Origin of the sequence: Thauera butanivorans NBRC 103042 (genome assembly GCF_001591165.1) — a bacterium.
Lineage (GTDB): Bacteria > Pseudomonadota > Gammaproteobacteria > Burkholderiales > Rhodocyclaceae > Thauera > Thauera butanivorans.
Window position 1 is genome coordinate 21,077 of record NZ_BCUG01000039.1, and the last position, 24,378, is coordinate 45,454.

Consider the following 24,378-nt stretch of genomic DNA (forward strand, 5'->3'; position numbering starts at 1 on the left):
AAATCAATGGCTTACGGAAACGGTCGGCTGCGCCAAAAAAGGGGCGCAAGATTATACACGTCGACCCTTCAAACAATCCGTACAAATCTTTGTCCGGTTTTTCAAAGGGGGTGACCGCTAGGATTCGGCGCATGGACCCGAATCCCGACACCCGGCAGCAGAGACAGGCCCGTCGACTACACGCACTGTTGCTCACGTGCGCGCTCGGGCATTGGCGCGACACCTTAGAAGACTGGATCAGGGAGTACGAAGCGCTCGATCACGTCGTCGACGACGAGCGGGACGGACCGCGCGCTGCGGTGATCGCGTTGCTGCGTTCGATGGCGTCCATGGCTGCGCGCCCGAACGACCTCGAGTTCGCAACCCTGCTTTCCGGGCTCGATTTCCTCAACTACCGCATCCTGCGCACTCCTGCAGGGCACCGCCCGTCGATCGACGAGGCCGAGCCCTGGGATCCGGCCTCAAGCAGCCTGCGGGCATTCTGTGCCGACCGTTCGTATGATCCGGCGGGATACCGCAGCGCCAGCCCGCAAGTGTCGCCCGAGGCGACGGTGCGCCACTTGCTGCGCGCCCTGCAAAAGCGCAAACAATGATCCAGGTCGAGACGGTTGCCGGTGTCGGGCTGCTTGTTGCGGGTATTGGTGCAGGCGCCTGGCTGTGGCTACAACACCGGCAACCGTCGCAACCCGCCCCTCCTCCCGCCCACGCCACTGAGCCAGTAGACAAGTTCAAGGCGCCTGAAGCAACGCTGCCTGTACAAACATTCAAGGAGCTGGTGCAGACGACTGGTGTCGATGGCATTTTGACGCGCACGCGGGCTGCGAGCGCGCTGAATCCCGCTACCTGGGACGGGCATGTACTGCCCGTCTTCGACCATGTTGCTGAACTGGTGCAGTTGTTGCCGGCATCTGAGTCCCATCACCATGCAAACCCGGGCGGGCTCTTCGTCCACCTGTGCGAGACCGTGGAAGCGGCCGTCCAGTTGCGCCGTGGTGTGATCCTGCCGCCCGGCCGGCAGGCAGACGATGTGAGCCAGCTCAAACACCGCTGGACCGTGGGCCTGGTCATTGCCGCCCTCCTCCACGACATCGGCAAGCCTGTCTCGGACGTGCGGATCCGCCTGTATGGGCCTGGCCTGGATGGCGTGCTCTGGAATGCAATGGCCGGTTCGATGCTCGATGCCGGTGCACGCGCGTATGCCGTCGACTTTCCCCCGCCGGGCGAACGCGACTACCAGTCGCATCAGCGGCTCGGCGCGTTGCTGATGCAGCGCCTGGTGCCGGCGAAAACCATGGCGTGGATGGCCGAAGACGGCCAGCTGATGCGCGAACTGATCGACTACCTTTCCGGCGAGGCCTCGGGCAAACCTGGTGCGCTTGCGGACCTGGTCAAGCGCGGCGAAGCCAAGAGCGTATCGACGAACCTGCGTAGCGGGCCACGCACGCGGTTCGCATCCGCTCGTGCAGTCCCGCTCATCGAGCGGCTGATGAGCACATTGCGCCGCATGCTGGCCGAGGGCTCGCATCTTCCGTTGAACCGGCCTGGTGCAGTGGGTTACGTCTACGAGGGGGAAGTATGGTTTGCGGCAGCCCGCCTGGCGAATGCCGTGCGCGACTACCTGATCGCGCACGAATCGGCAGCGGCCGTGCCCGGCCCCGACAAGAACGATCGATTCTTCGATGCCTGGCAAGACTACGGCGCCTGCCTGACCAACCCTGCCACCGGACGGGCAATCTGGGCCGGCCGCGTCGAGTTCGAGCCGCAGATCAGCAATGCCGGCTACGAGCTGCCCGCCATGCTGCGGTTTCCGGTCGAGCTGCTGTTTCGAGCGGAACACCTGCCGCAGCCGATGCCTGGCCGAATCGTCGCGATCACTGGAGCAGTTCCCGGATCGGCAGATCCTGCCTCTGAAACAGTACCAAGCGGTGAAGGCGCTGAGCCAGCTTCATCATCATCGCCTGGTGATGAGCCAGTTGCTGACACGGTCGCTCCCAAGCCAGCCACGGAGTCCGAATCTGCGCCAGTCCAGACACCCGTCAGTACAGCACCGCCTGCCGCACCTCCTCCGCCCAGCCCCCCCAAGTCCACGCAGAGCTTTCTTGACGAGGACGACGCGGCATCCTCCGTACCGCCCCCCATTGCTCGCAGGTCGGCGCCGAAGGACCCCTCATCAGACACACTCAAGCCAGTCTCACCAGCCATCGCCTTGCCGCCTGGCAAGCCGGCAAAAGGAGCACCGTCCTCTGGCGCAGTCGCGTTCATGGCCTGGGTTCAGCACGGCGTCGCGGATGGCTCCCTGCCGTACAACACGACCGGCGCCATGGTCCACTTCGTCAAATATGGCGAAAAAGTTGGCGTACTGCTCGTAAACCCATCGATTTTTCGGCAATACGCCTCCACAGAGCCCGAGCGTGGCAAGCGCGAAAGCGACGCGCCTGGTCAAGCGACGCAGCGTGTCTTCTCGAACTCGGGCTGGCACATCAAAGGCCCATCCGGCAAGAACATCTGGCCGTATCAAGTCATGCGGAGCGGCGAGAAGGGCGGAAATCTGCTCAACGGCTTCCTGATTCTCGAGCCTGAGCGCTTCTTCGACCCGGTTCCACCCCCCAATGACCGCTTGGTGCTGTGGAACGGTCCAGCTGCCGGCAGCCTCTCCTCGTCCAAGAAGGAACGCGATGGCATATCGTCTTGAAGCCCTTCTCCGCCCTCCGTATGAGTGGGTTTCGACCGCCGGCTTTACCGTGGCTGCGCTGGCGCTGGCAATCGACTCCCATGCCGGAAACCATGGCTTGATCCTCATGCCCCGGCAATGGGCGATGCCGATCGCTTTCGTCCTGTTGACGCTGGCCTTGCTACGGCTGGTTCAGGGCCTGCGTGTCGTGCGCTATCAGCGCAACTTGCGCACCCTCGCACGCTATGTGCTGCGTCCAGATGAAATCCAGTGGTCGCGCGAGAACCTGTTCCTGGGCCGCGGCTTCCGGTGGGATCAGCGCCACACCCAGCGGCTTTACGACAGTCGTGAGCCCAGTGCCCGAAAGTATGTCGAGCAGTCGAAGCTGTATCACAAGGCACGGGCGTTCGAGGTCTGGGCCGAACACCGCCCAGGCTGGGCGAAGTACATCGCCTATACGCGCAGCGACAGCAAGTGGAATCCGGTGAAGCCCTTGCCCGACGTCGGCGGCGACCCTTGCCTGCATGGGGTCGAACCCGATGAAGAGGACGTGATGCTGGCCATCTCGAACCGGGTCGGCCACATGATCGTCCTTGGTACCACACGCGTCGGCAAGACGCGCTTCGAAGAGATCCTCGTTACACAGGACATCCGCCGGGGCGACATTGTGGTGGTTTTCGATCCCAAGGGCGATCTGGCACTGCTCAAGCGCATGTACGCCGAAGCCAAGCGCGCCGGCCGGCTCGGCCACTTCTACATTTTTCATCTGGGTTTTCCGGACATCTCCGTGCGCTACAACCCGGTCGGCTCGTTCGAGCGCATCACCGAGGTCGCGACCCGAACCAGCGATCCACTGCCGGACGAGGGTAATTCCGCGGCGTTCAAGGAATTCGTCTGGCGGTTCATCAACGTGCTGGCCAAGGCCATGTTCGCACTCGGGGAGCGGCCCGACATGACAAAGCTCTACGCCTACGCCGTCGACACGGAATCTCTGGCGGTGCGCTACATCGAGCACTGGCTCGATCAAGTCTCCCCGGCCTGGCGCGACGAGTTCGACTTCGATGAATCCGTGGATGGCAAGGACAAGGTCAAGGCCGACCAGGCGCGCAAGACCGGGCGCTCGCTGCGCACGGTCTGCCTGATGCTGTACGTGCGCGAGAAGCAGCTGCGCGAACCCGTCGCCGAGGCATTGATGAGCGTGCTCGGCAACGACCGCACCTACTTCGAAAAGCTGGTGTCGAGCCTCTATCCGCTCATGGAAAAGCTCACCACGGGCAAGACGGCCGGGCTGATCGCACCGGATTACACTGATCTCGACGATCCGCGCCCAATTCTCGATTGGCTGCAGCTCATCAACGAGGGCGGTATCGCCTATGTTGGGCTGGACTCGCTCTCCGACCACGAAGTGGCATCAACGATCGGCGGCTCCATGTTCTCCGATCTGACCAGTGTGGCTGGAACAATCTACAAGCACGGCGCCGACGTCGGGCAGGCCGAGGCGATGCCTCCGCGCAAGCTGGCCCTGCATGGCGACGAGTTCAACGAACTGGTCGGCAACTCCTTCATTCCCATGGTGAACAAAGCGGGCGGAGCCGGCTACCAGGTCACAGCCTACACACAAACCTGGCACGATGTCGAAGCGCGGATCGGCTCCAAGCCGAAGGCGGAGCAGATCGCCGGCAACTTCAATTCGCTGGTGATGTTGCGTGTGCAAAACGTAGAGACGGCCGAAATGCTGACGAACCGGCTCCCCGAGGTGAGCGTGATGACAACCATCACGGACTCGATGGCCAGCGATACAAGTGATCCGACCGAGTTCGCAGACTTCGCAAGCCGAAACGGTGATCGACTGACGCCCAAAGACGTCCCGATGCTCCGTCCTGCGGACATCATGAAGCTGCCCAAGGGGCAGGCGTTTGCCCTGCTGAACGGCGGAGAGCTATGGAAGATCCGCATTCCGCTTGCCGATGACACTGGCGACGACTGCATGCCGGAGAGCGTCGCCGAACTGGTAAGCGAGCTGCGGGAGGTGCAACGGGGGCGTCAGCATGTTCATCACGCGCTGAGCCAGCGCGTCGCCGTGGAGGGGGCTGGCAGTGGCTGGTGAAACGAAACTCGAGGACGGCGTCAAGAAAGCAATCTGGTCACCCTTCAGGACCGTATTGTTCCTCGGCCTGGCACTTCTCGTCGCAGTCGCCGGCCGAATGTTGATCGACCTGGCGTACACGGGGTCGGATCCAGCCCGGATGGAGAGGCTGCGCCAGGTGCTCGTCACTGAAGTGACGATGGCCGACGAGACCTTGCCCCACATCCTTGGATCCCCCAGCGAGCGGGCGATGCGCTGGGCACTGGGTGCCTACGACATCCTCTACGTGAAGACCGGGCTCGACCGGAGCATGATCGCAACACCGAGCGATTTCACCGAATTGGACCGTGCTGTCCGCCGCGGCGTCGATGCTGCGGTGGCGCAGCCTCATTGGCAGTCCATGATGCTCGGGACTCAGCTGCTGGCCGCTCGAGCCGCCCTACTCCCGAGCCTGTTCCCCACACTGTTGTTCGCCTGGTCAATCGGCCTGGTCGATGGTGCAGTCGCTCGCTGGAAGCGCCGCGCTGGTGGAGGTCTTGAATCTTCGACCATCTATCACCGGGCGAAATACTCCAACGTGTCAGCCACCACGATCGCCCTGGTCGTCTGGTTCTGGTCCCCGATGGCCATCGAATTGTGGCAGTTGGGGCTCTTTCTAGCCCTGCTCGGAGGGATCTTGCTGCGCATCCAGTTGATGTATTACAAGAAATACATCTGAACGGTTTGACAGGGGAATATGTTACAGGCCATCATGTCGCCGTGCGCGGGTAGGTCTCCTGCAACGGGAGTCCAGGACACACCCCCTTCACCGAGTACCGAGGCATGGTAGCCGACGGCCGAAGCCAGCTTAACGATAATGCAAATTATCGCGGTTTCAGGCGGCTACTCGTGCAGTTCCTGCCCAATTCAGTACTCCAGCGTGAACGGCGTCATGAATGCCACCTCCTTATCTGACTACCATGCTCTTCATGAAAACCAGTGTTCTGGTCACGCTTATTGCGTTGATCGCCTTCCTCGGTATCGTGTCGTTGTTGCTGTTCACCGGCAAGGCGCCAACGCATATACGCATCCAGCCCGTTCAAGTATCCGGAGCCGCAGGGTCGTCAGCGCCGGATTCCGCTGTACACAACTGAGCGCTGTGGTGGCCGCGGGCCGATCGCCCCCGCGCGCCACCTCGAGAACAGCAAATGGACCGTCAAAGCAGCTCTTTGCGCAACTGGGCCGGCGTCTTGATCGACAGCAGTCCGGGTGCCACATCGAAGGCGGTCTTGGCGCCGAACTGGCCCTGTACGTTCAGGCGATAGGCTGCCCGTGCATAGGCCACCAGAACGCTGGCGGTGAACTCGGGATTGCTTTCGAGTTGGAGCGAATACTCGATCACTTGGGCGTGTGCCTCGGTGGTGTTGCCGCTGCGAATGACGAAGCCGCCATGCGGCATGCGGCTGTGTTCGCGGAGCAAGGTTTCTTCGCTGATGAAATGGACCGTGGTGTCGTAATCGGCAAAATAGTTGGGCATGGTGACGATGGTCCGCTCGACTTCGGCTGCATCGGCGCCTTCGTTCAGAACGACGTAACATTCACGCGTGTGCTTCTGACGGGTCGTCAGTTCGGGACGCAAGCCACTGCGCACTTGCTCGATCGCATCCCGTGACGGCAACGTGTACTGCACCCCCGCTTTCACACCGGGCACGCGGCGAATGGCATCGGAATGCCCCTGGCTGAGTCCCTTGCCCCAGAACGTGTAAGTTGCGCCATCGGGCAACAAGGCTTCGCCATACAGACGATTGATGGAAAACATGCCTGGATCCCAGCCAATGGAAATCAACGCTGTTTTGCCGTTTGCGCGTGCTGGCGCATCGACAGAATCGAAGTACTCCGGGATCCGCGCATGTGTGTCGAAGCTGTCGACGATGTTGAACCTTGCCGCCATCTCCGGCCCCTGGCGAGGCAAGTCGTCCTTGGAGCCGCCACATAGAATCAATACGTCGATCGTGTCACGACAGTCGGACAGTGCGGTGATGGGCTGCACCGAGGTCCGGGCGGACAGAGGCTTCACCGACTCCGGCGAACGGCGGGTAAATACGCCGACCAGCGTCATGTCCGGGTTCCTAGCGATGGCGGCTTCGACGCCGCGCCCCAGATTTCCGTAGCCAGCGATACCGATGCGAATTTGTGTGTTGTCCATCAGGAAATCGACTCCAACTTCAAGAGAATGAATGTTCGCTCAGCGCCCTGTCCATAAGAGCACGCGTCGTGTTCGGCTCTGCTCTCAGCGCCTTTCCATATCTGGGAACAGTACATCAGTGAAGCCGAAACGGGTGAAGTCGTTCACCCGCATCGGGTACAGTACTCCGGCGAGATGATCGCATTCATGCTGCGCCACACGAGCGTGAAAACCCTCGACCATGCGATCGATGGGATTCCCTTGCGGATCGAACCCTTGATAGCGGATGCGTTGGTGGCGTGCCACCACCCCACGCAGCCCGGGGACCGACAGGCAGCCTTCCCACCCCTCCTCCATCACGTCGTCCAGTGGCGTGATGACTGGATTCAGCAGGATCGTGCGCGGTACTGCGGGGGCGTCGGGATAGCGTTCATTCTGCTCGAAGCCGAAGATCACCAACTGCAGGCCGACGCCGATCTGCGGTGCTGCCAGACCAACACCACCATTTGCGCTCATCGTGTCGAACATGTCGGTGATCAATTCGTCGAGTTCCGGCGTTCCGAACGCCGTGATGGGTTTGGCCGGTTCGAGGAGACGCGGATCTCCCATGCGGAGGAGCGTACGAGCAACCATTGTCTTCACCAGATGTTTGTCGGGATATTTTACACTCTGATTGCAATGCTTTTGAAAAGATCATGGAAACATTATTGATTACAACTATTTGATCAAGTAGGTGTGAATATTGCTTTAGAATGGCCTGCGACCTTCACGTTGCGACGACGTTAACCCCCGCACTCTGGCCATACGCCAGCCGTGACGTACAGACAGGAATCACTCATGAAGAAAACCGCCTTCATCGCTGCCACTGCGGCTCTTGCCACCTTCAGTGCCGGAGCATCGGCTGCTTATGTCAGTCAGGTCGATAGCCTCAGCGGTGGTTTCACCGTCTCTGGATTCAACGATGGCACACCGAATACCTACACGATCAATCTCACGGGCCTTTCAGGCAGCGGCGTGGTCAACGTCGGTCCGAGCGGCGGCTATGAAATCAGCGCCGGCCCCGGCACCTTGGGTGGAAGCGCTTCGGTCGAGCTCACCGTTCCGGTCCTCGGAAGCCGTACGTTTACGACAAGCAGTTTCACCTCGCTGTTCACCGGTGACGTCAATTTCAGCGGCCTGGCCGAGGGCAGCTACCCCTTCGCCTTCGGCACCGGAGCCGTCACCACGCCCATCGGCGTCAATTTCGGCGGCAGCTACGATGGTGCCACGACCATGGGTATTCTCGGCTTCCTGAACGCCCTGCTGGGGACTTCGTTCGTCGATCCGTCGGGGGCCGGCACTTTCAGTGCCGAAGGCACCATCACTGACACCGGGGTCGTGCTGGATGTCACTGAAACTGCTACCGACTGGCCCGGCGCGGGCCAACTCCTGCTGGATTTCATCGGTGATGTTCCCGTCATCGGCGGCAGCTTCCGCATCGACAATCTGGCAATCGTCGCAACGCCGGCCCCCACCGAGGTTCCCGAACCTGCTTCTCTCGCCCTGCTGGGCCTGAGTATGGCCGGCCTCGCTGTAATCCGGCGCCGTAAGCAAAGCGTCTGATCCAGGCGTTTCGGCAACATCTCGAAACCGGCGCCCTCGACAGGGGGTGTCGGTTTTTTACGCTAGCGCCATGTTCGAAAAGATACTCATCCTTTGCACGGGCAACATCTGCCGCAGTCCATTGGCCGAAGCCCTTCTCCGCGACCGAGCTCAGGCGAAGGGCAAGAAGGTCCTCGTTCGTTCTGCCGGCATTGGCGCTCTCGTCAATCACGGTGCCGATCAGACCACCCTGCAGGTGGCCGGCCGGCATCAGATCGATCTCGATGGTCATCGGGCACAACAGCTCAACCTCGAGTTGACGCGCTGGGCCGATCTCATCCTCGGCATGGAAAAGCATCATCTCGACTACACGAACGACCTCGATCCAACCACACGCGGCAAGACCTTTCTGCTCGGCCACTGGAGCAAGGCTGAAGTGCCTGATCCCTACCGCAAGCCTCAGGAAGCCCACCAACTGGCTCATGACATCATCTCCGAGGCGGTTGAGCAATGGATCGCCAGGATTTGATGCCGCCCTCTTCTCCAATCAGCCCGGAGCCATCTCATGTCTGAAACACGAATCGGTCTGCTCCCTGCCCTGCTGCTCGCCGGCAGTGTTGCATTTGCAGGCTTTCAGGTAGGAAAAGGGATCGAACGCTTCAGAATGGCCGATCGCAGCATCACCGTCAAAGGCCTTGCCGAGCGTGATGTAAAAAGTGATTTCGCCGTATGGACCTTGAGCTTCCGCCGTGCGGCGGATGAGTTCAGCACCGTTCAACGAGCGTTGACCACGGACCGCGAGCAGATCGTGTCCTTCCTGCACGGCCAGGGGTTCGAGGATGCCGAGATCGAGATACGTCCGCTGCAAGTGCAGGACCTTCTTGCACGCGAGTATGGCCCGGAGCGTGTCGCCCTGCGTTTCAACGGCCAGGGGCAAGTCACGGTGAAGTCTGCTCGGGTCGATGCTGTCGCAGCAGCCTCGAACAAGGTCGACCCCTTGATTGCCGCCGGTATCCAACTCGGCGGAGATGGCCAGGGGGAATGGCCGCGCTATCAATTGCGCGGCTTCAATGACATCAAGCCCCTGTTGCTGGAAGAAGCGACACGCAGCGCACGTGAGCAGGCGAGCAAGTTCGCGGCCGATGCCGGCGCTCGTCTCGGGCCATTGAAGAGCGCAAATCAGGGCGCCATCCGCATCCTGGACGATGATGGCAGCGACATGGACAGCTCGCGCACCATCGGCAAGCGCCTGCGCGTTGTCAGTACGTTCGAATTCGGGCTGGAGTAGCGCCTTTCACCGCGCAAGCGGCTTCTTGCCCCGAGCATCATCCACCACGGCCTCCAGCATCGCCAGCATCTGCTGCGCCAACTCCTTTCTGTCATATTTTCGGGCCCCTTCCAGTCCCTTGCTGCGGTATCGCTCGTACGCCATCCGATCCTCGAACATCCTCACCACACCGTCGCAGAGCGCATCTGCGTTTTCCGGTTCGAAAACGATGCCTGCGCCTTCCTGTTGCACGATATCGGCCGATTCGCCCGCGACACCGTGCAATACCGGAATGCCCATGCCCATGCATTCGAACAATTTCGATGGGATCACTGTCGTGAAGAGCTCCGTCCTGCGCAGGTGGATGATCGACACATCGAGCAGAGACCAATAGCGCACGACTTCCTGCTTGGATACCGAATCGACGAATACAACGTTGTCCAGCCCCATCGACCGCGCTTTCGTCACCAGCTCCGCCTTGCAAGCGCCATCGCCCAGCAGAAGCAGCCGATATCGGTCACCATCGGGCAAGGCCTTCAGCTTGGCAGCGGCTTCCAGCAGCGTATCCAGCGCATGTGCCATTCCATGCGTGCCGATGTAGCCGGCGATAAACTTTCCTTCCAGCCCCAGTCGAGCGAGCAATTCGGCATCCTTCTGCCGTGGTTTGAAACGGCTGATGTCGACGCCGTTGGTCACGACATCAATTTTTTGCCCATCGATCCCGCGCCTGATCAGGTTCTCGCGAAAGGCGTTGGTCACCGTCACCACGGCATCCGCCTTGCGATACAGAAAAAGCTCGAGCTTCTCGACGAGATCCAGCACTTTCGATTCCTTCATCGCCCCCACTGCGCGGATCGACTCCGGCCAGAGATCGCGCAGTTCGAATACCCAAGGCACGCGTTTCATCCGACTCGCCACATACGCCGCGCATGCGGTGAAGAATTGTGGCGACGTGCCCACTACCATATCAACCTTGCGCACGAAGGGACTGGCCAGCACTGCCGACAGCATGAAGCTCTGGTAGTCCAGGATGCGCTTCACGAAACCTTCGTTTGCCGTGATGTAGGACCATACTCGAATCACGCGGATGCCTTCGACCTCCTCCGTCTGCCAAAGGTGGTTTCGATAACCATCGAAGACCTTGCCCTTGGGAAAATTCGGCGCGCAAGTGATCACCGTGACCTCGTGACCCATGCTCCTCCACTCGCGGCAATGTTCGAAAGTACGGCTGGCCGGGGCGTTCACCTCGGGCGGGAAATTGTCAGTCAGAAAGAGAATGTGCATAGGGATGGCAGCAATGATTGAGTACTGGATCTAATGAATGGCGACTACAAGGCTTCGGCATGAGCAGCATGCTTGGTCGCGTAGGAATCGGCATCTTCCGAAGACCACGAAAAGCGTACATGGGCCCTTCGGTCCACGATCTGCACACGTAGCAGCCTGCATGGCCTCGACACGCCGAAGTGGGGATGCCACGTGGACTCCACCAGTTCCCCCATGCCGTGCTCGATCACCCATTCCACTGGCTGACCACCTGGCAGCACGGCCCTCCCCCGGCGTCCATTGCCCTCGATCGAAAGTGCCACATCGGGATGGAAGCGATACTGCGCCACCGCCTCGGCATAGGTGCCTGTCAAACCATCCGCGACGCTCAGCTCACCAGGCCGCAGGGACCAGCTCCGCGTGTGCAGCGGACGCCCTTTCAGCCGGCGATAGCCGTCGTGGCTGCAGCTGACCTGCATGCAGGCAACGTCCTCCCTGCATGCCAGTCCACTCGGATATGCTCGCCCGGCGACTCGAAAGCCGCCCCATACCTCGGACGAATCCATGCCATCCACAATCACCGTGTTGTGTGCTGCGGTACCGCGCTGGCGCAGGCGTTCGGCACTCGCGCCGTAGCACGAAGTTCCGCCATTCACCAGGAGGCGCTGTCCGAACAAGGACAGCTCGAAGCCCAGCGTGTCGGCATGCGCATGCCCTGGCAGGTAATCCGGCCCCACCCGTGCCACATCCAGCAAGGCAAGCGCTGCGTCCGATGCCAGGCGTACATAGCCACTGGCTGCCAATACTTCCATCGGTTTCGGTACCGGCACGCTCACGGCCGGAAAGCAGCGCGCGAAGTACGCTTCCATCTCTGCAATCGAAGGGGCAATTCCGATCGCCGAATCATTGAACAGCGAGATCTCGCCGTCCGGATGACACATCGTCCGCAGCCAATGCATCATCGCCGCAACCTTCGGCACTAGCCAGGCACGGACCAGCGCGCAGTCCTCGGATGCGGCTGATTCGTAACAAGTGGCGATATTGACCAGATCGAGCACATCCTCCAGGGCCAGCACGTGATACATCGTACTGAGTTCGAAGTGGCCGCCATCGGGCAGTATCTGTTCGGATATCTCGCGCACCAGAATTCTCAGCGCCGTTCTTCTCCAGCCGTCTGCTTCCTCGCCTTCGAAGAACAGGCCGGCAAACAGCAAGGCCTTGGCATTGGCAAACAGATGGTTGCCCAGCAGATGGATCTCCAGCCGCTTGCTCAGCCAGCGCGCCTGCACAGCCAGGCTGTGCCGTGCCGCCGGCGGCAGTTCCCCGCCGGCCAGCGCCCATTTGATCCAATTGACAATGCGCAGCGAAAGCGGATATGGCTCCCAGCCGTTACCCTGCCCGGGCGGATTGTGCCGGATCCAGTCCTCGATCAGGGCGACATGCCAGGCGTATCGCTGTTCGGCGCCGATCGCGTTGAGATCATCAAAATAATGCTGGTTGTAGCGCCACAATTTTTCACGCTGAGGTCCGTCCCAGCCGATCTCGTCCAGTCCGCCCGGCTCGTTCAAGAAAACGAATTGCCGCGGTCCATCCATGCTCGCCAGTCGCCGTGCGCTTGCCTGCCACGTGCCCCTATGGGCACGAAGGGCAGGCGCCGGGCGCAGGTCAGGCTTGGGTCGTGAATATCGGAACCATATCCGGCCATAAAACTGCACCGGCCGCAAATGGCGCAAGGTGCGCCAATAGAGTCCCGCCTTGCTCAATAGATCCATCGTCGTTCGACTCGGTTCACCGACAAGGGAGCGCTGTCTGCATGGCAGCCTCTCATGTGTTCTGGTTCAAAATCCGTATCGGCAATTCAGATTGCGCCGAGCCGTTCTTCAAGCCGCGAAGCAGCGCGTTCAATTCGTCCTGATTGCCATATCCATAGAGCTTCACGCCATCCGGGCGGGGTACGACATCGGATGCAAGGACAGGGCAGCCGAAATGAATGGCCTCCCTGATGCTGATGCTGTCTCCATCGGTCGAGGTGAGGCGAAGAAAGGCATGCACCCTCTTGTATACCGGCCAGAACTGATACTGCCCCAGCATTTTCACAAGCACTCCGGCCGACGCCAGCCTATCCATGCGCACAGCCAGATCACGGGGCAAGAGGCTTTCGTCGAACTCCGCGATTGCGAGCAAGCAGCGCGGCTCGCATCCCTCCTCCTGGAGGTATTCAAGTGACGCGATGAGCGCATCGATACCATAAACGTCGCGCCCGGCACCATCCCGTACATATACGGACGCGGAAAGCGCCAGCTTCAAGCCATGCGTGCTTTCCAGAAAATCCACGACCTCTTCCGGGTAGCTTTTCAGTATCTCCGCCTGTTCAGACTCCACCGGCGGCAAAAAAGGGCTCTCCACTTCAACCTTGTGCCCCAACCCCCTGCTCTCATATCCAGCCTTGAGGTGTTGGTGAACAACCCTGATCCCCAACGCATTCTTCACCAGAAAAATGTAAAGCCTTTCCAGTCGGCCCCTGCCCCAGTTTCGCCGGGAAGCATTGTGATCGTAAACGTAGGAGCGCCTGAGGGCGCCAAGCAGATAGCACGCAAGGAGAAAATGGATATTCCCCGTATTCACATAGAATTCACATCGCGAGGAGATGACAAGCCAGAACAGCTTCGCCGGCCACCACAGGCTCCTCAAGTCGACATATCCAGCACCGGCTGAACGCATCGACTCGTATTTTCGCTTAACGAAAATGCTCACTCCGCCGTAAGGTGGAGGAAAGCGACCAACGACAACGACTTTCATGATGGATCCGGGAGTTGAAGAAAAAGCCCTGAGCATTCACTCTCTGCTTCTGGCAGCATGTCCTAAAGAAACTTGGCGCCGGCCCATAACAGATGCAGAACGGCCGCAGCCGCCAGAACCACGCCCGTCACTCTCTTGTACCTGGCCCGCATGAGATGGTCCGACATGTCCGGCTGGAGAGCGAAAACCAGCAAGGGCACCAGAAAGGCGCCGAAATGCCTAGGCTCCAGGCTGGTTGCCGCTATCGCGAACATCATCCCTCCGCCCAGAAAGGCCAGAAAGAGAGTTTCCGGTGTCCTTTTCGAGCGATCCCTTGCAAGCTCCAGCAAGGCAAGCCACAGAAGCGGAGTCACGAAATAAAAGTAGATTGCGTTGACAGATCGAAGGACATGAATGGCGCTTGCCACCTCGAACCCCGACCATACCGGCACCGGAAATACGAGAAGATAGAGAGAGCCGAGGACCAGTCTGATCGGCAATGGTTGCTTGACGATCAGTGCCATCCCGAGTGAGCCCGACCCATGCTGGCCTTCGCTCATGCCAAGATACGCCTCGTTCCCCTTGACGAGCCGATCCAGGATCTGGTCGCCAAAAGCAACGAGCAGTCCTATGACACACGCACCTGCAAGGACGGCCATCAAGTAGAGGCCGCCTTTCCCTCGACCGCCGGCGTTGCCGATCAGGAGCGCAGTGACGGCGCACAAGGCCATCGCAAAAGGAACGAAGGAAAACTCGGTTCTCAGAAAACCCAGAATCGTTGCGCCCGCAATATTGGCCACGGCAAGAGGGACGAGATTCAAGCCAAAACGCGGTGTGCGGAGCGCCTTGACCCATAAGAACACCAGGAAAGTGACGAGCAGCAGCACGACCGCATCACGGAGATGTATGGCTGCGAACATCCAGAACAAGCCGCAGCATGCCGCCAATAGCTTGAAAAGTCTGATTTTTTGAACGTCGTCGCCATAAACGCATCTGACTATTCGCACCCCGATCGCTGCCGTCATCGAAACGGAGGTGATATTTACCGCAACTCCGATGTAGCGCTCTTTCTGAAATCCGAGAAAGGAAAAAAGATCGTAGATCTCCGACCAGAACGCGATTGCCAGAGAGCCCTCATGAACCTCTCTCAGTTCCGCAAGCGTCAGGCCGCTTCCTTTTCCTGTCGCATAGTCGAAGAAACGGCCTGCATCGCCGTGCAGTTGAACCTGATCGAAGAAAAAGTTCGCGTAGATTGCCGCAATGCCTGCCACTGCGAAACAGACAAGAAAAACCAGACCGAAGGCGGAGTACTCCTGGGACCTAGAGCCGTTCAGCGGGACAATGAAAAGCGAGCCCAGGAAAAAAAGCAGCGCCGATGCCACGAACGGCTCGATCGTGCCATATGCAAGAACATTGAGAAAAAAACCCGCTCCAAGGAGAATGGACAGGGCGAAGAAGCTGTTCACCAGGTTTCTCGCGAAATATGTATCATGAAAGAAGCTCGAATGCGGCTCTCTTTTCAAGAGAATGGCTGCAAGGAGCGTCCAGCCCCACCAAGCAAGGCCTCATACTCCTCAACCATTCTATCCACCCCCAGTTGACTCCGAGCGTAATTCATTGAATTTTCAGACATTTCACGCCACTCCTGCTCCGGGAGGAAGACGACATGCTCGATGGCCTTGCAGATCTGTACCGGATCCAGCGGGTCAAAGATGAATCCGCGCGCCGGCTCATCGACAAGAGATGGATGATCGCAGACGCCCGATGCAATCACCGGGCGTCCGGCAATGAAAGCCTCGCAGACCACGTTCGGCAGGCCCTCATACAACGATGGATGTATCAGCGCCCGATGCTCGCGCAGAAGATCCATGATGTCCCGCCGCTCGCCAAGCCAGTTCCATTGCGCCCTCACTCCGGGATACTTGTCGAGGATCGCTCTGAGGGCGGAAACGTAGCGCTGTCCAGCAGGAAGAATGTCCTCCTTGCCTGCCCATGAAATATCGGGCACGTAGCCGTGCTTCCGGCGAAAAAGCTCCAGCGCCTCGACCAATCGAATGCCGTTCTTTTCGGGGCCAATCCGACCGACAACCAGGAAACTCATGGGCGGAATTTCGCCGCTGGCAGCTTGGTCTGCCATTGGGAATCCGTTGTAGATCGCCATGGTTTTTCCGCGGAGCCACGGATACCGCCGTAGCCACTCGGCCTGGCTTTTGCTGTTGGCCACCACCTTGTCTGTGAACCCGTACAGAAGCCGCTTTCCCAAAGCAAGGTATTTGTTCTTGTCGTGGTGATGGCTGGACCGCTCCGATACGACGAGCTTCAAGCGCGGAGAGAAAATCGACGCCACGACGGAGTACACGTTTGGCGTATCGAGAAACGAAATCAGCGCATCGTATTCCCTTGCGTGCAGCAGGCGCACGAGTCCAACGAGCACGTTGACGCCCAGTTTTCCCTTCTTGGGGAGCGCATGCACCGCCACGCCCGCTTCTGCCAACTCGGACAGGAAAAAATCCTGGTGGGGATAGTAGATGAACACATCCACGATATGCCCACGGGCCTTCAGGCCGCATGCCAGGTTGACCAACTGACGCTGTGCCCCTCCCGAGCCGAGCGAGTCGATTACACATAGAATCTTCATCGAGTCCTCGAGCCTGCCAATGTTCGTGTGTTCCACGGAAAATGATTCATCACATCGACTTGGGCGGCAGGCCGACGGACGCGATCAGCCCTTCCAGAATCTTGACGGGCATGCTCGTCTCGCCATCGTGCCAGGCTCCGCTTCGATCGAAATACCCCGGATAGACCGACGTCACGCAGCCAAAGCTGATTTCGACGACCATGGGTTCGCCATTGGCCGTGTACACAAGATCGATCGCAACGCTCTGCATCTTCAAGGTGTCTGCAAGCCTGAACGCGAGTTCGATCGAAGCCTTGGGAAACGCGTCCGGCTCATAGCTCTTCAAACCGGAACCCGATGCGCGAAAATCTCCCGTCCTGCAGAAGCGCCGTACTGCAAAGCAGAAATCGCCGACGACGACCAGCCTGTCGTCGAATCTGTTGTCTGGAATGAATTCCTGGAAGTAGGCGTATCCAATTTCCCGCGGATGGAGGTCGGATTCGTCGCGAATGGAGGGCAGCAAGGAGCGTCCCAGGTGATAAAACACCGCAGCCATCGAACGTGGGCTCCTGTCGCGCCTCGCGCGCCAGATGCTCTGCTTGAAGATCTCCCACCTTTCAAAGTACGGGAAACCCGTGCCAAAGGCTTTCCTGACGAGTTTTCGCGCCTCGGCCCTTGTCCTCGCCAGCCGTACATTCAGGGCACCCGCTCCACCACGCAGCTTGAAAACGACCGGATAGGAGCAGGTTTGCAGCCAGGCGTCCGCCGATGCCTGGTCGTAGAACACGTGGGATTTTGCCGCAGGCAGGCCCGCCACCTCGAAAACGTATTTCTGTGCGACCTTGTCATCGAAGTGCCAGCAGGTCTGGATATCCGGATACGTCCGAATCGAGGTGCTTGCCAGCGCCGAAAACAGCTGACGGGCAAAGAGCTGGTCCTTGTAGGAATCATGGCGCCAATGCCATAGAAAAGCCGCACCATCGCGGATCTTCGAAACGAGGTCACTCCGATAAGGGTTCACGGTCTCGAAATCCACTCCAGCTTTGGAGCAGTATTCGATCCACTCGTCTGAAAACGAGCCTTTCCGTTCGACGATGTATAGCTTGCGTGAGGCCGGTGCCCCGTGCGCGCCTGGATTCCCGGCCACGGCGCAAGTATTTTCCGGGTACTGATCTTCTTGCCTGATCACGACTGATTCGCCTCATTGATGGACCGGGCCTTCCGGATGACGTGAAGCACCAGATACAGGTTGACGATCGCTCCGGCGCAGGAAAAAAGAGCCACGGATATCGTTTCATCCTTGAGAACGAGGATCCCGAAAGCCAATGCCAGGGCCTTCGCAACGATACTCAGCACTTCATAGCCGAGCAGAAATTTCTGTATCCCCAGCGGGGCGATGGCAGAAACCGATGGCCTGTTGATGAAGCCGAACAGAAGCCAGATGGAAATCCAGCCGGCGAACACGCCGGCGTTGTGCCATTGGGTTCCGAAGACGAAGGAGAAGAGCTCGGGGCCATAGAAGAACACCACGCCGAAGGGCAGTGCAGCGATACCGAAGAGGATTAGGGTCGACCTGATGAGCAGGCGGCTGACGTCTTCCCTCTCGGCCACGGCTTCCGCCAGGCGTGGATAGAAGACGTCGGAAACCGATTTTCCGACCAGCGTCAGCGGAGCGCTCAATATGCTCTTCGCCAGCGCATAATAACCCACCACCGCCTGATCGAACGCAAAGCCTAGAACCAGAATCGGCAGGCTTTGCGAGATGGCGTTGATGAATCCCTGGGGGGCGCGATAAAGCGCGAAATCACTGAATTTCCGTGCGACGACCGGAGCATTGGCGAGCGCGTCGAACGTGCCCAGGGCAGCCAGGCCGCGCCTTGCCTTGAGGCCGAGCGTGTAGAGCAAGGTCTGCACGGCCTGGCCGAATGCGTATATCCCGATCAGTGCCGCGGCAAGCGGGAAGAAGAAGCCGAGGGCGGATTTCGAGACATTGTTGAAGAGCGAGTTGATCACTTCCATCCGCGCCAGCGAGGAGAAATCCTTTTCGCGTAAAAGCCAGCTTCTGAACACTTGCGCCAAACCCGAGAACAGTACGGCAAAGGCAAAGAGATACGGCAGCCCGGTGAAGTTCTCCATTCCCATGTAATCGAGCAGTTCGCCCTCGAACATCAGCGCCAGAAAAAGCGTGACTGCGGCAAAGAGGAGCGCGATCAGGCCGGATAGCTGGGTCAGTGAGACAGCCTCGCTGTCGTCGCGGGACAGCACGATCGCCATGGGGTAGGACAAGGCCACAAGTGGAACGAGAATCGTGATCAGCGAAGAGAAGGTGCCGAGCGCGCCATAAGCTTCCGGCGGAAAAAGCCTTGTAATGATCGGCGTGAAGAGGATGGTGATCGCCTGAGCGAGGGCAGTGCCTCCCGCCATGGTGGCGACCGATTTGACGACTTTCGGTTTCACTTTGAGCGTTCTTTTCCAGATGCCATCTCGCTGTTTGGCTCGACCCTGCAAGCGTGTTGCATGGCGGTACGTCGCCGATCAGACCCGCGGTTTTCTCCATGCACGACCTGAAGCATTCGGTGCCAGCATGGCCCCGAGCAGCACGGTCCTCGTGCTGCTCGGGTTTGCTGTCAGTTACTGGAGACTACAGCCTCAAGTCCGCCGCATCGCGCGGCAGTACATACTTCAGGTCGTAGAGCACGTGCTCGCGCTTGCCCAGCGCGCGGATGCCCTGATCGCTGAGCACCTTGAACTGGTCGTGGGCCACGGCCACGACGATGGCGTCGTAGGTGCCCGGCGCCGGGATCTGGATCGGCGTGATGCCGTACTCGTGCTCTGCCTCGGCCGGATCGACCCAGGGGTCGTACACCTCGGCCGCCATGCCGTACTCTCCCAGTTCCTTGACGATGTCCACCACGCGGGTGTTGCGCAGGTCCGGGCAGTTTTCCTTGAAGCTCAGGCCCATGATCAGGATCTTCGCGCCTTCGACCTGGATGCGCCGCTTGAGCATGGCCTTGACCAGCTGCGACACCACGTAGGCGCCCATGCCGTCGTTGAGCCGACGGCCGGCCAGGATGATCTCGGGGTGGTAGCCGATCGCCTGCGCCTTGTGGGTGAGGTAGTACGGATCCACGCCGATGCAGTGCCCGCCGACCAGGCCCGGACGGAACGGCAGGAAGTTCCACTTGCTGCCGGCCGCCTTCAGCACTGCTTCGGTGTCGATGCCCATGCGGTTGAAGATGATGGCGAGTTCGTTGATCAGCGCGATGTTGACGTCGCGCTGGGTGTTCTCGATGACCTTGGCCGCCTCGGCCACCTTGATGCTCTCGGCCTTGTGGGTGCCGGCGAGGATGATCTGGCGATACAGCGCATCGACCAGGTCGGCCACCTCGGGCGTGGAGCCGGACGTGACCTTGCGGATGGTGGAGACGCGGTGCTCCTTGTCGCCCGGATTGATGCGCTCGGGGCTGTAGCCGGCGTAGAAGTCGACGTTGAAGCGCAGCCCGGAGTGCTGCTCCAGCACCGGCACGCAGTCTTCCTCGGTGGCGCCGGGATAGACGGTGGATTCGTAGATGACGATGTCGCCCTGCTTGAGCACCTTGCCGATGGTCTCGCTGGCCTTGATCAGCGGCGTCAGGTCTGGCTGCTTGTGCTCGTCGATCGGCGTCGGCACGGTGACGATGAAGACGTTGCAGGCGGCCAGGTCCTGCGCATCGGCGCTGTAGCGCAGGCCGGTGGCTTCGCGCAGCTCTTCGTCCGAGACTTCGAGCGTGGCGTCGTGGCCGGCCTCGAGCGCGTCGATGCGCGTCCGGTTGATGTCGAAGCCGAGCACGTCGCGCTGCCTGGCGAACTCCACCGCCAGCGGCAGGCCGACGTAGCCCAGGCCGATGACGGCAAGCTTGATCTGATCGAGGGAATGGGCAGTCATGGTGGATGACACTCCGCGTGAATGAGAAGAAGTGTTGAGAAAATCAGTGTTTTGCAATCAGGGTGTCAGGGGCGCCGACGGCCTCCTCACCTTCCGTATTCGTGTGCTTGACGTCCTGGTCCAGGATTCGGCCATGATCGACGTAAGTGAAGGACTCCTCCAGCAACTCGCGTTTGCGCTGCCGGCGGTTGCGGACTCGCATCTCGACTGCGGGCTCATCCGGATTGATCCGGCGATCATTGAAAGGGTCTCGATGGACATAGCTGCGAATATAGACCCCGTTGTATGGATGCAGCGCTTTTCGTATCAAACGCAGATATTCGATTTGGTGGGTCAGGGGCGCAGTTTCATCGTCAAGCATGATCTCCACCACGGCATACCGCATCCCGGGACTGCCGTCGGCCTCCATGCGCTGATACAGGCGGGTCCGGAAAGCCGTGTTGTCGCGGAGCTGAGGAGCGACCAGTTCGTTGATCTGCTCGACACGCTCGAGTGCGCAGTTGCCGAAGAACACGCCGCAATTGGCGGCAGGCGTAAGATGCAGATAACGGTGAATGCCGCGCAATGCAGGCACGAAACGCCATGGGCGCGCGGTGACCATGACGTAAGCGGCAAACAGGCACAGAAAGGCCATGAACATCACGCTTTCGGGCACGCCCCAGAGCAAGCCGGTGACGCCGGCTCCTCCCAGCACGAGGTGCAGCAAACCTATGGACGTCACCACGTCCTCCACGCGAAAGCCCGCACGTTGAAGCAGGTGGTGCAAATGGTGGCGATCGGGTGTGAACGGAGACTGCCCCATCAGCACTCGGCGTACCATGACGCTGAGCGTGTCGATGAGCGGAATGGCGAACAGCCACAAAGCGGCAACGGGGCTGATCAGCGCGCCTTCTCCCTGGGTCAGGCCGATAAGCAGCCATACGATCAGCAGTCCCAGCGTCATGCTGCCGTTGTCGCCCATGAAGGTACGTGCGCGGTGCTGCCGTCCATGGCGCATGTTGAACCACAGAAACCCCCCTACTCCGCCCAGCAGGGCCATCGACAGCAAGTGCATCGGGCCGTCTCCGCCAAAGCCCGTCATCAGCGCGATCAGCAGCAGCGTGATGCCGGCGATGGTGCCGACCAGTCCATCGATGCCATCGACCATGTTGAGCGCATTGATGCCGCCGATGGTGGCGAAGACGGTGAACGGCACGGCCAGAAGGCCAAGCGCGATGTCGCCGGTGAATACCACGTTGCCCAGTCCGGTCAGTAAAATCCCGCCGCCGTATACCATGAGCAAGGCCAGCACGGCTTGAACGACGAGCCGGATCCTGAAGCCGAGCTTCCAGCGATCGTCCACCAGCCCCACCAGGAACATCGTGCCGCCGCATATCAGCAGCGAGATCCACGCGGTATTCCGGGCGGGATAAAGGCTGATCAACATCACGACCGCGAGCAGCAATGCGGCCATTATTCCGAAGCCGCCGATGAAGGGCGTGACGTGCTCATGCTGCTTGTGCTCCCCGGGATGGTCGATCAAGCCCGCGCGCGGAGCCAGCGCGATCATGGCGCGTATGACGATGGCGGAAACCAGGATCGCCAGCGGTAGAACGATGAGCCCATGCATCATGAGAGCCTCCTTTTTTGAAGTCGAACACACCCGGCGAGGCGACGCCGGGGTGCGCGCTCGAGAAGCTGAAGTGTCGTCAGGCGGGCGCCTGTAGATGATTGGGGGGGCGCCCGTGCGTGGTGCCTGCCTGGTCGTCAGGCGGAATATTTGTATTGGTATTGATAACCCTGGTAACCGAAACGGTGCCGCTGTCGCTGCAGGTCCAGGCCATTGAAAACGAATCCCTTGACGCTCACGCCACCCTGCTCCAGGCGCTTGACGGCTTGGTCCAGCTCGCCGATCGGATGGCGGCCTGCCCGTGCGACCAGAAGCGTGGCGCCCGTCAGGCGGCCAACGATCACGGCATCGGACACGGCAAGCACGGGAGGCGCATCGACGATCAGCACATCGCATTGCGTCTCCAGGCCGTGCAGCAGCGCCGCGAAACGCTCATGCATCAACAACTCCGAGGGATTGGGCGGGATCTGGCCGGTCGTGACGATGGACAGGCCCTCGACGATGGTCGGGCGCACGATCGATTCGAGTGACAGGCCGCTGGTAATGAACTCGGAAATCCCGCCATTGCGCGGCAGCGCGAATTCCTTGTGGATGTGCCCTTTGCGCAAGTCGGCATCGACGATGATGACGCGCTTGCCACTCTGGGCCAGCACGGCGCCGAGATTCTTGGAAATGAAACTCTTGCCGACGTCTGGCGCCGGACCGGTGATCAGCACTGAACCACGATCTGCCCCCAGCAGCGCGAAATGCAGCGTGGTGCGCAGGCTGCGCAGGCTTTCCACCGCGCCGTCGTCCGGATGCGCCACGGCCAGCAGTTCTCCAGCATTCCTGCCGCGCTTGATGCGGCGATCGATCTCTTCCTCGGCCTTGCTCTCCGGCACGGTGGCATACACGGGTAGCGAGAGTTCCCGCTCGATGGTCTCGGGGTCTTCGACGACCACCCGCAGGGCGCGAATCGCCCAGACCGAGCCCAGGCCGATCAGGGCACCGAGCACTCCCGACAGCAGCACGATGAGCGCCTTGCGTGGGGCGATGGCCTGATGCGCGGTAACCGCGCTGTCGATGATGCGCACGTCACCTACCGTGCCCGCCCGGGCGACGCGCAGTTGCTGCGCGCTATTGAGCAGGTTGGTGTAGAGCGCGGTGGAGACCTCGACGTCGCGATGCAGCCGCAGCGCGGTCTGCTGCGTATCCGGCAGGCGGGAAACGTCCTTGTCCAGGGTGCTGCGCAATGCCCGCAGACGGGCGATCTGCGAGTCCACCGACTGGACCTGCGGGTGCTCGGCGGTGAAGCGCTGGCGAAGCTCATCGCGTTTCTGCTGCAGCACGACGATGTCGTTGTCCACTTTGACGATGGAACTGAGCATCGCTTGCGTTTCCATCGTCAGGTCGATGGAGCCGCGGTTCTGACGGTAGTTGTTGTAGGCAGCTTCCGCCGTATCCAGCTCGTTCTTGAGTTCCGGCAACTGGGCCTCGAGGAAAGCCAGCGTGGACTCCGCTTCCGCGGAGCGGTATTCCACGTTCTGCCGTACATAGGCATTCAGTACCTCGTTCAGGATGGCCGATGCCCGGGCCCGATCGGTGTCGGAGAAAGTGGCTTCGATCACGTTCGACTGGCGGGCGCGCTCCCGTACCTCCAGGACACCACGCAGCGAGGCGATCGCCTCGGCCTGGCTGCGCCGGGATACGTCGAAACGGGTGCCGGGACGTGCGACGAGCTCGGCCACGAACAAGCTGACGCGCTCGCCATTGACCGGGATGCCCACGGCGCCTTGTGCAAGCAGGATGCCGTCTTCATCGAGAAGCCGGAACTGCTCGCCCTCATCCACGACGAGGGTCAGCGGCATGCCGACGAGATCCGGCGCCACCTCGAGGCTTTGCACCGTGATGCGTTCGCCTCCCCAGGCATGACCGGACAGGCCGAGGAGCGGCTCAGCCGGAGCATCGGCATTGGCGTGGCGACGAGCCAGGGCGCGGCCGACGATCGGAAAATACCTTGGCTCGGCGACAATGGTGAGGTTGAGGCGTTCGACGACACGGCCGAGGATCATGCGCGAGCGCAGGATCTCGAGTTCTGCGGCCACCGAGGTGGAGTCGCCCAGCACGGCCTCGACGTCGCGCAGGGCGGCAATTCCGCCCTTGGCCGTACCCTTGTCCTCCACCTGCAGCATGGCGTCGGCACGATAGATGGGAGTGGACACCAGTGCGACGAACACGCCCACGGAGACTGCAAAAGCGGTGATGCTCAGGATGAGCCACTTCCATTCGAACAAGGTGGCGATGATTTCACCCACATTGATGAAATCGTCCCCCTTGCCGTGCTGGCTGGGCATGTGCTTGTGTCGAGTCTCGTCGAAGGGAACAGCGTGCGGAGTTTGTCGAGCCAAGGGCGGAGCTTCCTGAAGAGGGTTCGATCA

20 protein-coding genes are annotated in these 24,378 nt (G+C 60.4%); 8 read left to right on the top strand and 12 right to left on the bottom strand.

The window, feature by feature from the left end:
• Window positions 1–131 precede the first annotated feature (131 nt).
• The 5 genes from TBU01S_RS15680 (at window position 132) to TBU01S_RS23970 (ending at window position 5,890) form a co-directional block, all read left to right on the top strand.
• Window positions 132–593, top strand: a complete 462-nt coding sequence (locus tag TBU01S_RS15680) for a hypothetical protein (RefSeq protein WP_068637805.1) — start codon at window positions 132–134, stop codon at window positions 591–593.
• Window positions 590–2,692: a MobH family relaxase gene (gene mobH, locus TBU01S_RS15685; RefSeq protein ID WP_068637807.1), complete on the top strand. Its 2,103-nt coding sequence runs from the start codon at window positions 590–592 to the stop codon at window positions 2,690–2,692. Before TBU01S_RS15680 ends, mobH begins: the two co-directional genes overlap by 4 nt.
• Window positions 2,676–4,778 (top strand): type IV conjugative transfer system coupling protein TraD, encoded by a 2,103-nt coding sequence (gene traD, locus TBU01S_RS15690; RefSeq protein ID WP_068637809.1) that lies wholly within the window; start codon window positions 2,676–2,678, stop codon window positions 4,776–4,778. Before mobH ends, traD begins: the two co-directional genes overlap by 17 nt.
• The gene (locus tag TBU01S_RS15695; RefSeq protein WP_068637811.1) at window positions 4,768–5,475 is read left to right on the top strand and encodes an IncC plasmid conjugative DNA transfer DtrJ family protein; all 708 of its coding nucleotides are present in this window, start codon (window positions 4,768–4,770) and stop codon (window positions 5,473–5,475) included. The genes traD and TBU01S_RS15695 overlap by 11 nt, the downstream gene beginning before the upstream one ends.
• A gap of 250 nt (window positions 5,476–5,725) precedes the next feature.
• Window positions 5,726–5,890, top strand: a complete 165-nt coding sequence (locus TBU01S_RS23970; RefSeq protein WP_157659164.1) for a hypothetical protein — start codon at window positions 5,726–5,728, stop codon at window positions 5,888–5,890.
• 62 nt (window positions 5,891–5,952) lie between these two features.
• On the opposite strand, the gene TBU01S_RS15700 is transcribed toward TBU01S_RS23970, so the two are convergent.
• Window positions 5,953–6,942 (bottom strand): diaminopimelate dehydrogenase, encoded by a 990-nt coding sequence (locus TBU01S_RS15700; protein WP_068637813.1) that lies wholly within the window; start codon window positions 6,940–6,942, stop codon window positions 5,953–5,955.
• Between the two features lie 84 nt (window positions 6,943–7,026).
• A complete protein-coding gene (gene def / locus TBU01S_RS15705) occupies window positions 7,027–7,554 on the bottom strand; it encodes a peptide deformylase (RefSeq protein WP_068637815.1) in 528 nt (175 codons plus the stop codon).
• 204 nt (window positions 7,555–7,758) lie between these two features.
• Here def and TBU01S_RS15710 point away from each other — a divergent pair, with 204 nt between their 5' ends.
• From TBU01S_RS15710 to TBU01S_RS15720, 3 genes are all read left to right on the top strand, one after another.
• Window positions 7,759–8,523 (top strand): PEP-CTERM sorting domain-containing protein, encoded by a 765-nt coding sequence (locus TBU01S_RS15710; RefSeq protein WP_068637817.1) that lies wholly within the window; start codon window positions 7,759–7,761, stop codon window positions 8,521–8,523.
• A gap of 70 nt (window positions 8,524–8,593) precedes the next feature.
• Window positions 8,594–9,031: a low molecular weight protein-tyrosine-phosphatase gene (locus TBU01S_RS15715; protein WP_068637866.1), complete on the top strand. Its 438-nt coding sequence runs from the start codon at window positions 8,594–8,596 to the stop codon at window positions 9,029–9,031.
• Window positions 9,032–9,067: 36 nt separating this feature from the next.
• Entirely contained in the window at window positions 9,068–9,790 is a 723-nt protein-coding gene (locus TBU01S_RS15720) for an SIMPL domain-containing protein (protein ID WP_068637819.1), read from the top strand.
• 6 nt (window positions 9,791–9,796) lie between these two features.
• Here the strand turns inward: TBU01S_RS15720 and TBU01S_RS15725 are convergent, their stop codons facing one another.
• The 10 genes from TBU01S_RS15725 to TBU01S_RS15770 all read right to left on the bottom strand — a co-directional run bounded on the left by TBU01S_RS15725 (window position 9,797) and on the right by TBU01S_RS15770 (window position 24,294).
• Window positions 9,797–11,053, bottom strand: a complete 1,257-nt coding sequence (locus tag TBU01S_RS15725) for a glycosyltransferase family 4 protein (RefSeq protein WP_068637821.1) — start codon at window positions 11,051–11,053, stop codon at window positions 9,797–9,799.
• Window positions 11,054–11,097: 44 nt separating this feature from the next.
• The gene (locus TBU01S_RS15730; RefSeq protein ID WP_217999639.1) at window positions 11,098–12,600 is read right to left on the bottom strand and encodes a heparinase II/III family protein; all 1,503 of its coding nucleotides are present in this window, start codon (window positions 12,598–12,600) and stop codon (window positions 11,098–11,100) included.
• Window positions 12,601–12,856: 256 nt separating this feature from the next.
• Window positions 12,857–13,831 carry a hypothetical protein gene (locus TBU01S_RS15735; protein ID WP_157659165.1) on the bottom strand — a complete coding sequence of 325 codons (975 nt, stop codon included), beginning with the start codon at window positions 13,829–13,831 and terminating at the stop codon, window positions 12,857–12,859.
• A gap of 62 nt (window positions 13,832–13,893) precedes the next feature.
• The gene (locus TBU01S_RS15740; RefSeq protein ID WP_068637827.1) at window positions 13,894–15,276 is read right to left on the bottom strand and encodes a hypothetical protein; all 1,383 of its coding nucleotides are present in this window, start codon (window positions 15,274–15,276) and stop codon (window positions 13,894–13,896) included.
• 53 nt (window positions 15,277–15,329) lie between these two features.
• Window positions 15,330–16,484, bottom strand: a complete 1,155-nt coding sequence (locus tag TBU01S_RS15745; protein ID WP_068637829.1) for a glycosyltransferase — start codon at window positions 16,482–16,484, stop codon at window positions 15,330–15,332.
• Between the two features lie 13 nt (window positions 16,485–16,497).
• Window positions 16,498–17,616, bottom strand: a complete 1,119-nt coding sequence (locus tag TBU01S_RS15750; RefSeq protein ID WP_068637831.1) for an ATP-grasp domain-containing protein — start codon at window positions 17,614–17,616, stop codon at window positions 16,498–16,500.
• On the bottom strand, window positions 17,613–18,884 hold the full coding sequence (locus tag TBU01S_RS15755; RefSeq protein ID WP_068637833.1) for an oligosaccharide flippase family protein: 1,272 nt from the start codon (window positions 18,882–18,884) through the stop codon (window positions 17,613–17,615). Before TBU01S_RS15755 ends, TBU01S_RS15750 begins: the two co-directional genes overlap by 4 nt.
• Before the next feature lie 184 nt (window positions 18,885–19,068).
• Window positions 19,069–20,352, bottom strand: a complete 1,284-nt coding sequence (tviB, locus tag TBU01S_RS15760; RefSeq protein ID WP_068637835.1) for a Vi polysaccharide biosynthesis UDP-N-acetylglucosamine C-6 dehydrogenase TviB — start codon at window positions 20,350–20,352, stop codon at window positions 19,069–19,071.
• Window positions 20,353–20,395: 43 nt separating this feature from the next.
• Entirely contained in the window at window positions 20,396–21,964 is a 1,569-nt protein-coding gene (locus TBU01S_RS15765) for an MraY family glycosyltransferase (RefSeq protein ID WP_083953654.1), read from the bottom strand.
• A gap of 134 nt (window positions 21,965–22,098) precedes the next feature.
• Window positions 22,099–24,294 (bottom strand): polysaccharide biosynthesis tyrosine autokinase, encoded by a 2,196-nt coding sequence (locus TBU01S_RS15770; protein WP_068637837.1) that lies wholly within the window; start codon window positions 24,292–24,294, stop codon window positions 22,099–22,101.
• Between the last annotated feature and the right edge of the window lie 84 nt (window positions 24,295–24,378).